Origin of the sequence: Microbacterium testaceum, assembly GCF_006539145.1 — a bacterium.
In the GTDB taxonomy this organism is placed as follows: domain Bacteria; phylum Actinomycetota; class Actinomycetes; order Actinomycetales; family Microbacteriaceae; genus Microbacterium; species Microbacterium testaceum.
Genome location: NZ_BJML01000002.1, coordinates 124,497 through 139,026, shown reverse-complemented (window position 1 = coordinate 139,026; position 14,530 = coordinate 124,497). Strand labels below are relative to the sequence as shown.

The window sequence follows — 14,530 nt, the reverse complement described above, 5'->3', positions numbered from 1 at the left end:
GCGAACCGTCATGATCCCCACACGAGGTGCGCGACGGTGAAGATGACCAGGCCCGCCAGGGCACCGACGATCGTTCCGTTCAGGCGGATGTACTGCAGGTCGCGGCCGACCATGAGTTCGATCTTCTCGGTGGTCTCTTCGGCGTCCCAGCGCTCGACGGTGTCGGTGATGATCGAGGCGATGTCATGGCGGTAGCGTCCGACGACGAAGACCGCCGCGTCGGTGACCCATCCGTCCACGCGCTTCTGCAGGGCTTCATCGCGTTGCAGACGGCCGCCGACCTCGGCGAGGGCCGCGGCGGCGCGGCGGCGCAGAGCGCTCTCGGGGTCTGCGAGCGACCGCAGCAGTCCGGCCTTGGCCGTGTTCCAGGCGTCGGCCGCCAACTGGCGTACGCGCGGACTGTCGAACACCGCGGCCTTGGCTTCTTCGAGGCGGACCATCGTCGCGGGGTCGTGCTGCAGGCTGTCGGCGAGGCGACCGAGGTACCCGTCGATCGCCCCCCGCGCCTGGTGGTTCGGATCGGTCCGAACGGCGTCGACGAATTGCACGGCCTCGCGGTAGACGGTGTCGTCGACGAGACGGGCCGCCATGCCGGGAACCCACGACGGAAGCCGTCGTGAGACGAGTCCCTGGAACGTGTCGCGGTTGTTCCCGAGCCAGACCGCGATGTTGTCGAGGGCCAGATCGACGGCGCCGTGATGGGCGCCCGAGCCGACGACGCGTTCGAGCCAGCCGCCGATGGAAGGACCCCAGTCGGGGGAGAGCAGGTGCTCGCGGGCCAGGTCTTCGATCAGGCCCTGCACGTCGTCGTCGCTGAGCGCGGTGAGGATGCTCGTAGCGAGCGTCGCCCCCTCGGCCGCGACGCGATCGGCGTGTGCGGGATCGGCGAGCCAGGCCCCGGCCCGAGCCGACAGGGGGGTCGACTCGAGCTTGGTCCGCACGACATCGCCCTCGAGGAAGTTCGTCTCGACGAACTCGCCCAACTGCCGCCCGATCTCGTCTTTCCGGCGCGGGATGATCGCCGTGTGCGGGATCGGCAGCCCGAGCGGGTGCCGGAAGAGCGCGGTGACCGCGAACCAGTCGGCGAGGGCGCCGACCATTCCGCCCTCGGCCGCGGCGCGGACGTACTGCAACCACTCGACCTCGCGCTGGAGCGAGAACGAGACGGCGAAGACGATGGCCATCGCGATGAGCGCGCCGAGCGCCACACCCTTCATCACGCGCAGGGCGCGGCGACGCTCCTGATCGGCCGGGCTCAGCGCCCGGGTGGGTGTGCGCGGCATCAGTCGGCCACCGGGCCGAGCCACGCCGCCGCGGCGGTCGCGTGTGCGGACTCGGAATCGGAGGGGTGGAACATGCCGGCGAGCACGTCGCGGTACATGCGGCTGAGTTCGTTGCGCGAGAAGTACGCCGAACCGCCGCCGACGAGGATCGCGTCGTCGACGACCGCCTTCGCCATCGCGACGGCGCGGTACTTCACGCCGGAGAGCAGCGTGAACCACCGACCACCGTGATCGGTCAGGGTGTCCACGTCGGAGGCGAGCTCGGCCAGCTGCGGCGGGAGCGCGTCGTACGCGAGTGCCATCTCGGCGATGCGCCACCGGATGTCGGGGTCGTTGGCGTACGTCGTGCCCGTCTTCTTCGACCGTCGCGAGGTCGCGGCCTCGACGGCCAGGTCGAGTGCACGCCTCGCGATGCCGGTGTAGACCGACGCGAGCAGGATCTCGAAGACCGCGAAGATCCCGAACACGAGGGGGTCGGGCTGCGGGCCCGGGTCGAGGCGACGCACGACTCGGTCCGCGGGCGCGTGGGCCCCTCGGAGTTCGGTCGTGCGACTCTGCGTGCCGCGCATGCCCAGGGTGTCCCAGTCGTCACGGGTCACGATCTCGTCGCTGCGGTCGAGGAACGCGAACACCATCTTCGGACCGTCGGGCGAGGTCTCGTCGAGCCCGTGCACACCGAGGTGGTTCCACACGGGGGAGAGGGAGGTGAAGATCTTCGTCCCCGTGAACGTGTAGCCGCCCTCGCCATCGGGGCGCGCCTCGGTGTCGCTGCCGAACAGCACGAGATCGTTGCCGGCCTCGCTGATGCCGAAGGCGAACACCTCGCCCGCCGCGGCGCCGCGCTGAACGAACGCGAGATCGTCGATGCCGCGATCGAGCAGCACTTTGGCGACTCCCGTCCACACCAGGTGCATGTTGACGGCCAGGGCCGTGGCCGGGGCCGCACCCGCGAGACGCTGCTGCAGGAGCGACGCGTCGGCGAGGCTCAGGCCCGCCCCACCGAGCTCGGCCGGCACCAGGATGCCGAGATACCCGGTCGCCCGGAGCTCGTCGAGGTCATCGCGCGGGAAGGTGTTCTCGCGGTCGTGCACGACGGCGCGCTCGCGGATGCGTGCGAGCAGGTCGTCGGGAAGGTACCGAGCCGGGTCGAACGAGGTCATGGCATCCATTCTGCTGGGCACCGCCGACATTGCGCGCCGGGCTGGCACCGCGCCGGAAATGGCGTATGAGAGCTCAGCGGAGGGCGTGGAGCACCGCCGCGACCGCCGTCTCGGGGCGGTCCCGATGAGGGGAGTGCCCGGCGCCCTCGACGACGCTCATCGTGACGACCGGATTGCGCAGGACCTCGGCCGCGAGCGCGCCCGTGAAGATCGAGTGCACGGCCGGGTCGGCGCCCACCACGTGCGTGGGCACGGTGAGAGCAGCCGCGGCGGAGCGCACGTCCCACACGGCGTTCTGCAGACTCGTCTGCTCGACCGCCCAGCGGCTCGCCCGCTGCGTTGCCCGTGCCTTCAACTCGACGTCGATCGGATGCCAGTCGGGGTGCGCCGCGCGCACGGCGTCGATGCTCGGGTCGGCGAACGACTGCTCCTGGCTCACGCGTACGACCTCGCGATCGTGCTCCGACAGGGCGATGGCCGGGTCGATGAGCACGAGCCGGCGGGTCCAGTCGGGACGCTGAGCCGAGGCGAGGGTCGACGACGCACCGCCGAGCGAGTGCCCGACGACAGCGTCCCACGCACCGCCTCGCGCGGGCACCGTGCCCGCCAGATCGGCCGCGTAGGACGACAGGCGGTAGTCGAGGGTGCGCGGGGCGTCACCGTGGCCGCGGAGGTCCACCGCGACCGCGTGCCACCCGGCATCGGCCAGCGCCACGCCGTAACGCCACATGAGCGCACCATCGGATCCGAGTCCGTGGGCGAGGAGCGCCTGCGGTCCGTGCGGGTCGCCCCACGACAGTCGGGGGAGGGTCACGGGTGTCGACATGGCATCCATCTTGCTCCGTCGACGTGCCCGACCGGCGACCGGCCGTCACAGAACGCCCCCAGAATGGATGCCATGATCTCGACCGAGTTGGCCCAGGCCCTGCGCGAGGCGGGATTGGTGTGGCATCCGCGCTCCGGTGACCGCTTCCAGCTCGACGAACCGGAGTTCGAGGCCGATGTCTTCACCGTGAGCGACATGACGGTGGAGCCGCGCGATTACCCCACCGGTCGGATCCTCGCGTTCAACGGCACGACGGAGTGGGCGCTTGACTCCGTCGCCACCGAAGACGCTCTCTGGCTGCCCTCGGAATCCCAGCTGCGCGAGATGCTGCGCTCGACCTTCCGCTCTCTGCGTCGTCTCTCCGACACCTACGAGGTCGAGATCTCGATCGGCGGCTCGACGCTGGTGTTCGACCACCCGGCTCCGGCTGATGCGTACGCGCTCGCGGTGCTCGAGCTGCTGCGGCGCACTCACTGACCCGCGGGTCGAGCGGTTCGGATCCGGGATGCCGAGCACCCCGGCATCCGCTCAGGTGATGGTGTGGACCGGCTCGGTGTCGGGGATGGGGCTCGCATCACGGTGCCGGAGATCGGGGAAGCCGCGCACGAACACCGCGGCGACGACGAAGCCGGCCACCGCGAAGCCCGCGGCGGCGACGTACGCACCGGTCGGGCCGACGCCGTCGACCAGGAACCCCGCGACCGCCGAGCCCGCGGCGGCGCCGATGAGCTGACCGGTGCCGATCCAGCCGTAGGCCTCGGCCGTCTCGCTGAAGCGGACGCTCGCCGAGGTCATCGCGAACATCACCGCCAGGGCCGGAGCGATGCCGGCTCCGGCGACGAGGAGGGTCGCTCCGATCCACCACGCATTGAGCGAGAGGACGGTCAGCGAGAGACCCAGGGCCACGATCGCGAAGCGGCGCGCCATGGCCCAGGGGCCGATGGGGATGTGGCCGAACGACAGCCCGCCGGCGAGGCTGCCGACGGCGAAGACGGCGAGGATGAGGCCGGCCTCGAGCCCGCCGTGATCGAAGGTGGCCACGACGCCCGCTTCGACGGCGGAGCAGGCGCCGATGAGGAGGAACCCGGTCGCGGTGGCGAGGATGACCGGCGGCTTGGCGAGCACCCGGCCGAGACCGCGGCGGCTGCGCGGGATGCGCACGCGGCCGACCTCGGGGCTGAGGATGAACCACGCCCCGCCGCCGAGCAGGATGATCACGACGAGGAGCAGACCCGGGACGGTACCGACCTGCGTCGCCACCAGGGTGATGAGCACGGGCGCGAGCACCCAGATGATCTCTTGAAGGGATGCGTCGAGCGAGTAGAGCGGGGTGAGCCGCTTCGCGTTGACCATCTTGGGGTAGATGGTGCGCACGGCCGACTGCACCGGGGGAGTGGAGAGACCCGCGATGAGACCGAGCGCCATGTAGAGGGGAAGCGGCATCTCGATGAGCGCGAGGGTCGTGATCGCGGCCGCGCACACGAGGAGCGTGACGGTGAGGACCCGGCGCATGCCCCAGATGCCCATCCAGCGGCTCGTGACCGGGCCCGCGACGGCCTGGCCGATGCTCGTGGCGGCCAGCACCAGACCCGCGGCTCCGTAGGAACCGGTGACGTGCTCGATGTGCAGGAGGACCGCGAGGCTGGTCATGCCGTTGGGGAAGCGCGCCGTCAACTGCGCGGCGATGATGCGCCCCACGCCTGGGGTTCGGAGGAGTTCGCGGTAGCCGGCCACCGGATAACGCTACAGCCGACCTCCGACACGCGCCGAGGCGTCCTCGTGCGGGACCGACGCGACACGCCGCGACACGCCCTCGGGCGAATTCGCTCGTCTGTGCAATGTCGGACCCCCCGTCTACCGTCCGACCTGTGGACAGACATCGACCGGTCCCGCCAAATCCGCGGAATCGCGCCCGTCGACAAGGTTCCGGGAGGGGTGCGATCTGTGGATGAAATCGTGGACAACCTGTGTTGTACATGGGGAGAGACGGTGGAAAATCACATCGCTGTAACTACTACCCCTTGTGGTGCCTTCCGATGTCCGTCCCCATATGTAGTATTGAGGTCCCGGCTGGCCCTGCCCGGCCGGACACAGATTTTCCAGGGGAGAGAGAGAACGACATGGCGATCACGGTCTACACCAAGCCGTCCTGCGTCCAGTGCACGGCGACCTACCGCGCACTCGACTCGAAGGGCATCGAGTACAACGTGCTCGACCTGTCCGAAGACCCGTCGGCGCTCGAGCAGGTCAAGTCGCTCGGGTACCTGCAGGCACCCGTCGTCATCACCGACGAGGACCACTGGTCGGGATTCCGTCCCGACAAGATCGACGAGCTCGCTTCGCGCCTCGCCTGATCCGGCGACAGGCTCTCAGACCTTCGTCATGAGCACTGTCTTGTCGGCGACCGAGGCTCCGCTGCTGGTCTACTTCTCGAGCGTGTCGGGCAACACCGCGCGTTTCATCGAGAAGCTCGGCAAGCGGGCCGTGCGTATTCCGCTCCGGCCGACCGATCCGCCCCTCCAGGTCGACGAACCCTTCGTGCTGGTCACCCCCACTTACGGTGGGGGTGCCGGCCGGGGCGTCGAGAAGGGCGCGGTCCCCAAGCAGGTCATCCGATTCCTCAACGAGGAGCGGAACCGACGCAACATCCGTGGTGTCATCGCCGCGGGAAACACGAACTTCGGCGACGCCTTCTGCCTCGCCGGCGACATCATCGCGCGCAAATGCGGGGTGCCGCACCTGTACCGGCTGGAAGTTTTCGGCACCCCCGACGATGTCGAGCGGGTCAACGAGGGATTGGAACGATGGTGGAAGTTGAGCTGACCGACGTGGACTTCAAGACCGAGGCGCGATTCGAGGGATTGGATTACCACGCCCTCAACGCGATGCTGAATCTGTACGACGCCGACGGCAAGATCCAGTTCGACGCCGACAAGCGTGCCGCGCGGGAGTACTTCCTGCAGCACGTGAACCAGAACACGGTGTTCTTCCACTCGCTCAAGGAGCGTCTCGACTACCTCGTCGAGAAGGAGTACTACGAGCCGACCGTGCTCGAGAAGTACTCGATGGACTTCATCCAGGAGCTGAACGACCGCGCGTACGGGGCGAAGTTCCGCTTCGAGACCTTCCTCGGCGCCTTCAAGTACTACACGAGCTACACGCTGAAGACCTTCGACGGAAAGCGCTATCTGGAGCGCTTCGAGGACCGCGTCGTCATGACCGCCCTCGCGCTCGCCGACGGCGACCCCCGCCTGGCCGTGCAGCTGGTCGACGAGATCATCTCGGGCCGCTTCCAGCCCGCCACCCCCACCTTCCTCAACGCGGGCAAGGCGCAGCGCGGCGAGCTCGTGTCGTGCTTCCTGCTCCGCATCGAAGACAACATGGAGTCGATCGCCCGCGGCATCAACTCCGCTCTGCAGCTGTCCAAGCGCGGCGGCGGCGTCGCCCTGCTGCTGTCGAACATCCGCGAGGCGGGGGCTCCGATCAAGCAGATCGAGAACCAGTCGTCGGGCATCATCCCCGTGATGAAGCTTCTCGAAGACAGCTTCAGCTACGCCAACCAGCTCGGCGCGCGTCAGGGCGCCGGCGCGGTGTACCTCAACGCCCACCACCCCGACATCCTGCGCTTCCTCGACACCAAGCGCGAGAACGCCGACGAGAAGATCCGCATCAAGACGCTGTCGCTGGGTGTCGTCATCCCCGACATCACGTTCGAGCTCGCCAAGAACGGCGAGGACATGTACCTCTTCTCGCCGTACGACGTCGAGAAGGTCTACGGCAAGCCGTTCGGCGACATCTCGGTCACCGAGAAGTACCGCGAGATGGTCGACGACCCCCGCATCAAGAAGACGAAGATCAACGCGCGCGAGTTCTTCCAGACCCTCGCCGAGATCCAGTTCGAGTCGGGCTACCCGTACATCATGTTCGAGGACACGGTGAACAAGGCCAATCCGATCGCCGGACGCATCAACATGTCGAACCTGTGCTCGGAGATCCTGCAGGTCAACACGCCGACCACGTACAACGAGGACCTCTCGTACGACACCATCGGCAAGGACATCTCCTGCAACCTCGGCTCGATGAACATCGCTCTCGCGATGGACGGCGGCGACCTCGGCCTCACGGTCGAGACCGCGATCCGTGCCCTCACTGCCGTGAGCGTGCAGAGCCACATCGCCTCGGTGCGTTCCATCGAAGACGGCAACGACCGTTCGCACGCCATCGGCCTCGGCCAGATGAACCTGCACGGCTACCTCGCTCGCGAGCACGTCTACTACGGCTCCGAAGAGGGCATCGACTTCACGAACATCTACTTCTACACGGTGCTGTTCCACGCGCTGCGTGCCTCGAACCGCCTCGCGATCGAGCGCGGCACCGCCTTCGACGGCTTCGAGAACTCCACCTACGCGTCGGGTGAGTTCTTCGACAAGTACACCGAGCAGGTGTGGGCGCCCGAGACGGCGAAGGCCAAGGAGCTGTTCGCGAACGTCCAGATCCCCACGCAGGACGACTGGCGCGAGCTCAAGGCGTCGGTGCAGGCGCACGGCATCTACAACCAGAACCTGCAGGCCGTGCCCCCGACCGGTTCGATCTCGTACATCAACAACTCCACGAGCTCGATCCACCCGATCGCCTCGAAGATCGAGATCCGCAAGGAAGGCAAGCTCGGTCGCGTCTACTACCCGGCTCCGTTCATGACGAACGAGAACCTGGAGTACTACCAGGACGCGTACGAGATCGGCTACGAGAAGGTCATCGACACGTACGCCGCCGCGACGCAGCACGTCGACCAGGGCCTGTCGCTGACGCTGTTCTTCAAGGACACCGTCACCACCCGCGACATCAACAAGGCGCAGATCTACGCGTGGCGCAAGGGCATCAAGACCATCTACTACATCCGTCTGCGTCAGCTGGCGCTCGAGGGCACCGACATGACCGAGTGCGTCTCGTGCATGCTCTGAGCCACTGACCTCTCATCGATCAAGGACACAGGAACGACATGGCTGAGAAGCTGCAGTTGCTGAACCACGTGCAGGCCATCAACTGGAACCGCATCCAGGACGACAAGGACCTCGAGGTCTGGAACCGTCTGGTGAACAACTTCTGGCTGCCCGAGAAGGTGCCGCTGTCGAACGACATCCAGTCGTGGAACACGCTCACCCCCGAGGAGCAGACGCTCACGATGCGCGTGTTCACGGGGCTCACGCTCCTCGACACGATCCAGGGCACGGTCGGCGCGGTCTCGCTCATCCCCGACGCGATCACCCCGCACGAGGAAGCCGTGTACACGAACATCGCGTTCATGGAGTCGGTGCATGCCAAGAGCTATTCGTCGATCTTCTCGACGCTGTGCTCGACGAAGGAGATCGACGAGGCCTTCCGCTGGTCGACCGAGAACGAGTTCCTTCAGAAGAAGGCGCGCATCGTCATGGATTACTACCGTGGCGATGACCCGCTGAAGCGCAAGGTCGCCTCGACCCTGCTCGAGTCGTTCCTGTTCTACTCGGGGTTCTACCTGCCGATGCACTGGTCGAGCCGCGCCAAGCTCACCAACACCGCCGACCTCATCCGCCTCATCATCCGTGACGAGGCCGTGCACGGGTACTACATCGGCTACAAGTTCCAGCGCGGTCTCGAGACGGTCGACCAGGCCCGTCGTGACGACATCAAGGACTACACGTTCTCGTTGATGTACGAGCTCTACGACAACGAGGTGGGCTACACGCAGAGCCTGTACGACTCGGTCGGACTGAGCGAAGACGTGAAGAAGTTCCTTCACTACAACGCGAACAAGGCTCTGATGAACCTCGGCTACGAGGCGATGTTCCCCGCGTCGGTGACGAATGTGAACCCCGCGATCCTCTCGGCCCTCTCGCCGAACGCCGACGAGAACCACGACTTCTTCAGCGGCTCGGGCTCGTCGTACGTCATCGGCAAGGCCGAGGCGACCGAGGACGACGACTGGGACTTCTGAGTTCCTTCGGTGCCCCTGGACACCATCCCTGAGAAGGGCCCCCGCGAACACGCGGGGGCCCTTCTGCACGGGAGGGGCCGGACACAGGCCGTTCGAAGGGAGGCGTCAAGATCCTCGCGAAGCTCGACGGACGGTCGCCACCCCGACGAGGGGCCCGAGGGCGGCGCCAGCCGCACCCAGCAGGCCGAGGCCCAGCACCAACGCGAGAGCGTCGGGCCGCTCGTCGGCCGGCGGGGGAACCTCCAGCGTCAGCGGTTCGTCGCGCGCGGCAACGATCTGCGCGGGGGCGAGACGCGAGATCGCGGCGACGGGGTCGACCACGCCGGCACCGAGCGACGGATCGGTGCTCGCTCCCTCCGGCAGCGGTCGAGTCGGCGCATCGGCTGTGACCATCAGGCGCTGGATGACGGCTTCGACGGTGAGCGTGGGGTCGTCGGCTCGGACGAGGGCCGCTGCACCGGCGGCGTAGGCCACGGCTAAGCCGGGCTCGTCGCCGACCACGTGCCCCGCGCCGTCCGGCACGGCGCCCACGAGACCGGCGGAGGGAGCCGCGATATCCGGCGCGGCACCGAGCCGAGACACCTCGACGCCACCGTCCTCGCCGAGCGGCGCGACCGACAGCACACCGTCGAGGCGGGCCGGGTAGGCCGCCGCGTCCGTCGTCGGAGAGCCTGCCGCGGCGACGACGAGGACATCGGCCGCGACCGCCGCCCGCACGGCCTGCTCCAGCTCGGGAGAGCTGGCCGTCGCCGTGAGCGGGACGGCGATCACTCGGGCGCCCCCGTCGACCGCTGCCGTGATGCCCCGTGCCAGGAGAGTCGGCAGCGCGTCGATCAGGGCGATGTCGTCGGGATCGTCCGTGATGCGGACGGGAAGGATCGTCGCCCCCGGTGCGAGTCCCACGAACTGTGTGCCCTCGACGGCCTGCCCAGCGATGAGGGAGCCGACGAAGGTGCCGCGGCCGTAGCAATCGCTGGCGGCGGGACCGCCCGCCAGGTCGACACCCGGCAGCACATGACCCTGCAGCGATGTCGTCGCCGCGCTGACCCCCGTGTCGAGCACGGCCACGACGACATCGCCCGTCGTGCGAGCCCACGCGTGCTCGGCGCCCATCCGCTTCTGCCCCCACGAAGCGCCCTCGATGACCGGCGAACCGGCCGAAGCCGCGCACGACGCCGCGACTGCCGCGGGAAGGCTCGGCAGCGCGACAGCCGGCAGCCCCGCCGCGAGGGACACCAGGGCGACGACCGTGAGGCGTCGGCGCGTGCGCTTCGTGCGGTCGAGGCTCACTGCGGCGGCTCCGTCCAGCCGATCTGCAGACCGGTTCCCCCGCGTCGCGTGAGAAGAGACGCGCGTCCGGCCGGCAGCGGCCTGCCCCGGCCCGGCGAGAACGTCATCGGCTCGGATGCGGGCATCGAGAGCGTCAGCTCGGGTGTGTTCGACTCGTGCAGGCGTCGGATGACGGCATCCATCGCCGTTCTGCTCGAGCCCGCGCCCGCGCGGGCGAGGACGAGGTGCAGTCCGATGTCGCCCGCCTGCGGGATGAGCTCGACCAGCGGCATGAGTGGGCCCGACATCCCCCCGCCCAGCAGCAGGTCGTAGTCGTCGACGAGCACGAAGAACTCCGGGCCGCTCCACCAGTCCCGCCGACGCAACTGCGCCGGTGTGATGTCGGCGCTCGGTACGCGGCCGCGCAGTTCGGCGACGAGCTTGGCGACCACCTGCTCGGTGGCCGAGGTCGAGAAGGCGGTGGCGAACTGGTACGTCTCCGGGACCGATTCGACGACGCCGCGGCGCGGGTCGATGACGACCATCCGCACGTCGTCGGGCGCATACGCGTCGACGACGCCGCGCGCGATGAGCCGAAGAGCCCCGGTCTTGCCGCTCGCCGAGTCGCCGACGATGCTCAGGTGCGGCTTCAGCGCGAAGTCGTGCCACACCGGCTGAAGGTCTTGCTCGCCGTGCCCGAGCGCGATGATCGGGCCGGGCAGCGTCGGAGCGGGCAGCACGGCGGCGTCGAGCACCGCGGGCAGCATGCGCACCGGCGGGGCGAGGGGACCGTCCCACGCCTCGTCGAGGGCCTCGCCGAGACCTCGGGATGCCGCGGCGAGCCCCTCCACCGAGGTATCGCCATCGATGCGCGGCACACCGGCGAGGAAGTGCATGCCGTCGACGGTGATGCCGCGTCCCGGCAGCTGCGGCACGGTCGCCGCCTTGCGCATGCCATGGACGGAGTCGATCGGGTCGCCCAGCTTCAGCTCCACGCGCGTTCCGAGCTGGTCGCGCAACGAGCTGTGCACGTCGGTCCAGCGGCTCGTCGAGATCATGACGTGCACGCCGTAGGCCAGGCCCTGTCGCGCGATCTCCCGCAGCGTCATGTCGTGCTCTTCGAACTCGGCGCGCAGAGCCGCCCAGCCGTCGACGACCAGGAAGACGTCGCCGAACTGCTGCTCGGCGAGCTCTCCGGCGGCGCGCTTGGCGCGGTACTCGGCCATGCCCTCGAGAGCTGCGTCGGTGAAGAGCTGTTCGCGGTCGCGGAGCAGGGTGCGCACCTCGGCGATCGTGCGCGCGACCTGCTCGGCCTGCCGGCGGGTGGCGACACCGCCGACGTGGGGGAGTCCTTCGAGCGTCGAGAGGCCGCCGCCGCCGAAGTCGATGCAGTAGAACTGCACCTCGGCCGGGGTGTGCGTGAGCGCGAGGGCGCTGACCATGGTGCGCAACAACGTCGTCTTGCCGGATTGGGGGCCTCCGGCGATGCCGACGTTGCCGCCCGCGCCGGCGAGGTCGATCTCGTAGAGCTCCCGCGTCTGCTCGTAGGGCTTGTCGACCACGCCGATCGGCACGCCGAGGTGCCCGGAGCCGGTCCACCCGATGGCGTGCAGTCCGCGGTCCGGGTCGACCAGCAGCGGCGGTAGGAGCTGATCGAGCGTCGGCGGCGCGGCGAGCGGCGGCAACCAGACCTGGTGAGCCGGGGGGCCGAAACCGACCAGGCGGTCGACGATCATCGACATGACCGTGTCGTCGACCCCGGGCGAGATACCCGTAGGGGCGGGTCCGGCGGCCGTTTCTTCCGGCACGGGCAGTGACGTGTCCTCGACCACGGGGGGCGCGACGCGCGACGCCTGGAAGACGACGACCTGCTGACGCACTTCTTCCTGTCGCTCCTCGCGCGTGCGCCGCCGGTAGGTGCCCGAGACGTACGCGGCTTTGAATCGCGTGAGCGTCGCGACGTCGCTGCGGAGGTACCCGTTGCCGGGTGCGTTCGGCAGTTGGTGCGCGTCGGGGACGCCGATGACGCTCCGGCTCTCCATCGCCGAGAACGTCCGCAGGCCGATGCGGTACGACAGATGGCTCTCGAGTTTCGTCATGCGGCCGTCCTCGAGGCGCTGGCTGGCCAGCAGGAGATGCACACCGAGGGAACGCCCCAGCCGTCCGATCATGACGAACAGCTCGGCGAAGTCCGGATTGGATGCCAGCAGCTCACTGAACTCGTCCACGATGACGAACAGCGTCGGCATGGCCTCGAGCGGTGCTCCCGCGAGCCGCGCCTTCTCGTGCTCGAGCAGCGACGAGTAGTTGCCGGCCGCGCGTAGATATTCCTGCCGCCGGTTCAGCTCACCCGCCAGGGCGTCCTGCATGCGGGTGACGAGCGTCGCCTCGTCGGCGAGGTTCGTGATGAGCGCCGAGACGTGGGGCAGCTCGTCGAGGCCCAGAAACGTCGCGCCCCCCTTGAAATCGACGAGCACGAAATTGAGGGTCTCGGACGAGTGCGTCATCGCCATGCCGAGCACGAGCGTGCGCAGCAGCTCGCTCTTGCCGGAGCCGGTGGCCCCGATGAGAAGGCCGTGCGGCCCCATGCCCCCCTGGGCGGCCTCTTTGATGTCCAGATGCACGGGGTGTCCACGCTCGTCGACGCCCAGCGGGATGCGCAGGCGCGTGCGATCGAGGCCCTCGCGCAGAGAGCTCGCGGGGGCCCACTTGTCGACGTCGTCGATGCCGAGCAGCGTCGGCAGCTCGAAGTCCGACACCATCGGCTCGCTCGCATCCGCCGAGCGACCGCCCGCACGGTAGGGAGCGATCACACGAGCGAGCGCCGTCGCGGCGGCGAGACTCATGGCATCCGGAACGCACAGCAGCGAGCGCTGCACGCCCTCGGTGCGATCGCGGCGCAGCATGTGCACGGCATCCGTCCGCACGTCCAGCAGAAGACCCGACGTGTCGTTCTCGTCCACCTCGACGCCGAGGGTGATCGCGGTGGTGCAGCGGTATCCGCCCGACGTGATGCGCGACCCGGGCGCGGGGGCGATGCCGTCGAAGACGACGAGATGGTAGGGCTCTTCGGCGGTGGGAGAGGCGCCGGGCTCGAAACGCGAACGCCCGTTCATGTCGGCGTCGATGAGCTCGATGAACTCGGCGACGTCCGTCGCGAAGAGTCGCGCAGATCCCGCTCCGTCCTGGCCGCTCGGGTGCTGCGCGTGCGGCAGCCACTTCGTCCAGTCCCAATCGGCGGCGCGATCGGGTGACGCACAGACGGCGACGCGCAGCTCATCCGGCGCGTGCGTCGTCACCGCTTGAGCGACGAGCGCCCGGGCCATGCTCCGCGCGGCATCCGCGTCGCCCGTGAGCCGGATGTTCGCGAGACGACGGACGAACAGGGAGACGGGAAGGTCGGGCACCGAGCCGTGCACGGCGATGAAGCGCCGCAGCGCTCGCGCCGAAAGGGGCTCCAGATCGGCGATGGGCTTGGTCGAGAGGGGCGTGATGCGCTGGCTGAGGCTGTGCGACCCGGTGCCGATGCGCAGCTCGCCGAAGTCGCCGTGAGTGCCGCGGCGCTCCCACAGCCGCGCGGTCATCGCCATGTTCGACAACGACGCCGGGTCGGGATGCCGCCACATCAGGGAAGCGCGCTGCTGCGCGGCCGCACCTCGGACCTTTCCGCGCATCTGCCCGAGGTAGCGGAGGAAGTCCCGGCGATCGCCGCGCACGGTGGTCCGGCGTTCGGCCGCGGCCCGGGTGAGCTGCACCAGAACCATGAGCACCGCCAGGGCGAGCATGCCCAGGAAGAGTCCGACGGCGAGGGCGGGATTGCGCTCGCCGAGGAAGACGAGCATCATCACCCCGCTGATGAGCATCATCGGCACCATCATGAGCATCGTCAGCGGGTCCTTCGGCTGCAGCTCCGGCAGCGACGGCGGCTCCTGCAGTTCTATGTCGCCCGAGGGCAGCTCGGGCGGCTTCTCTCTCTGCTGCCTGCGGAAGGGGATGGTGCTCATGTCGGCTCTCCTCG

The 14,530-nt window shown here is 68.7% G+C and carries 11 protein-coding genes; 5 read left to right on the top strand and 6 right to left on the bottom strand.

What is annotated here, in order from left to right; translation table 11 throughout:
- Positions 1–8 precede the first annotated feature (8 nt).
- The 3 genes from MTE01_RS04705 to MTE01_RS04695 form a co-directional block, all read right to left on the bottom strand.
- A complete protein-coding gene (locus tag MTE01_RS04705; RefSeq protein ID WP_103206304.1) occupies positions 9–1,283 on the bottom strand; it encodes a DUF445 domain-containing protein in 1,275 nt (424 codons plus the stop codon).
- The gene (locus MTE01_RS04700; RefSeq protein WP_141375993.1) at positions 1,283–2,443 is read right to left on the bottom strand and encodes an acyl-CoA dehydrogenase family protein; all 1,161 of its coding nucleotides are present in this window, start codon (positions 2,441–2,443) and stop codon (positions 1,283–1,285) included. Before MTE01_RS04700 ends, MTE01_RS04705 begins: the two co-directional genes overlap by 1 nt.
- Before the next feature lie 73 nt (positions 2,444–2,516).
- A complete protein-coding gene (locus MTE01_RS04695) occupies positions 2,517–3,269 on the bottom strand; it encodes an alpha/beta fold hydrolase (protein WP_141375991.1) in 753 nt (250 codons plus the stop codon).
- A 72-nt stretch (positions 3,270–3,341) separates the two neighbouring features.
- On the opposite strand from MTE01_RS04695, the gene MTE01_RS04690 reads away from it, so the two are divergent.
- On the top strand, positions 3,342–3,746 hold the full coding sequence (locus MTE01_RS04690) for a pilus assembly protein CpaE (protein ID WP_103206306.1): 405 nt from the start codon (positions 3,342–3,344) through the stop codon (positions 3,744–3,746).
- Positions 3,747–3,797: 51 nt separating this feature from the next.
- Here the strand turns inward: MTE01_RS04690 and MTE01_RS04685 are convergent, their stop codons facing one another.
- Positions 3,798–5,003 (bottom strand): MFS transporter, encoded by a 1,206-nt coding sequence (locus tag MTE01_RS04685; RefSeq protein ID WP_103206307.1) that lies wholly within the window; start codon positions 5,001–5,003, stop codon positions 3,798–3,800.
- A gap of 386 nt (positions 5,004–5,389) precedes the next feature.
- Here MTE01_RS04685 and nrdH point away from each other — a divergent pair, with 386 nt between their 5' ends.
- Genes nrdH through nrdF form a run of 4 tightly spaced genes read left to right on the top strand, consistent with a single transcriptional unit; the run spans position 5,390 to position 9,243 of the window.
- A complete protein-coding gene (gene nrdH, locus MTE01_RS04680) occupies positions 5,390–5,623 on the top strand; it encodes a glutaredoxin-like protein NrdH (RefSeq protein WP_055838040.1) in 234 nt (77 codons plus the stop codon).
- A 28-nt stretch (positions 5,624–5,651) separates the two neighbouring features.
- Positions 5,652–6,092, top strand: coding sequence for a class Ib ribonucleoside-diphosphate reductase assembly flavoprotein NrdI (gene nrdI / locus MTE01_RS04675; protein ID WP_103206464.1), 441 nt, complete (start codon positions 5,652–5,654; stop codon positions 6,090–6,092).
- Entirely contained in the window at positions 6,074–8,230 is a 2,157-nt protein-coding gene (gene nrdE / locus MTE01_RS04670; RefSeq protein WP_141375989.1) for a class 1b ribonucleoside-diphosphate reductase subunit alpha, read from the top strand. Before nrdI ends, nrdE begins: the two co-directional genes overlap by 19 nt.
- A gap of 38 nt (positions 8,231–8,268) precedes the next feature.
- A complete protein-coding gene (gene nrdF / locus MTE01_RS04665) occupies positions 8,269–9,243 on the top strand; it encodes a class 1b ribonucleoside-diphosphate reductase subunit beta (RefSeq protein WP_074696716.1) in 975 nt (324 codons plus the stop codon).
- Positions 9,244–9,348: 105 nt separating this feature from the next.
- Here the strand turns inward: nrdF and MTE01_RS04660 are convergent, their stop codons facing one another.
- Positions 9,349–10,533 (bottom strand): S8 family serine peptidase, encoded by a 1,185-nt coding sequence (locus MTE01_RS04660; protein ID WP_141375987.1) that lies wholly within the window; start codon positions 10,531–10,533, stop codon positions 9,349–9,351.
- Positions 10,530–14,516, bottom strand: a complete 3,987-nt coding sequence (gene eccCa, locus MTE01_RS04655; RefSeq protein WP_141375985.1) for a type VII secretion protein EccCa — start codon at positions 14,514–14,516, stop codon at positions 10,530–10,532. The genes MTE01_RS04660 and eccCa overlap by 4 nt, the downstream gene beginning before the upstream one ends.
- Positions 14,517–14,530: the final 14 nt, after the last annotated feature.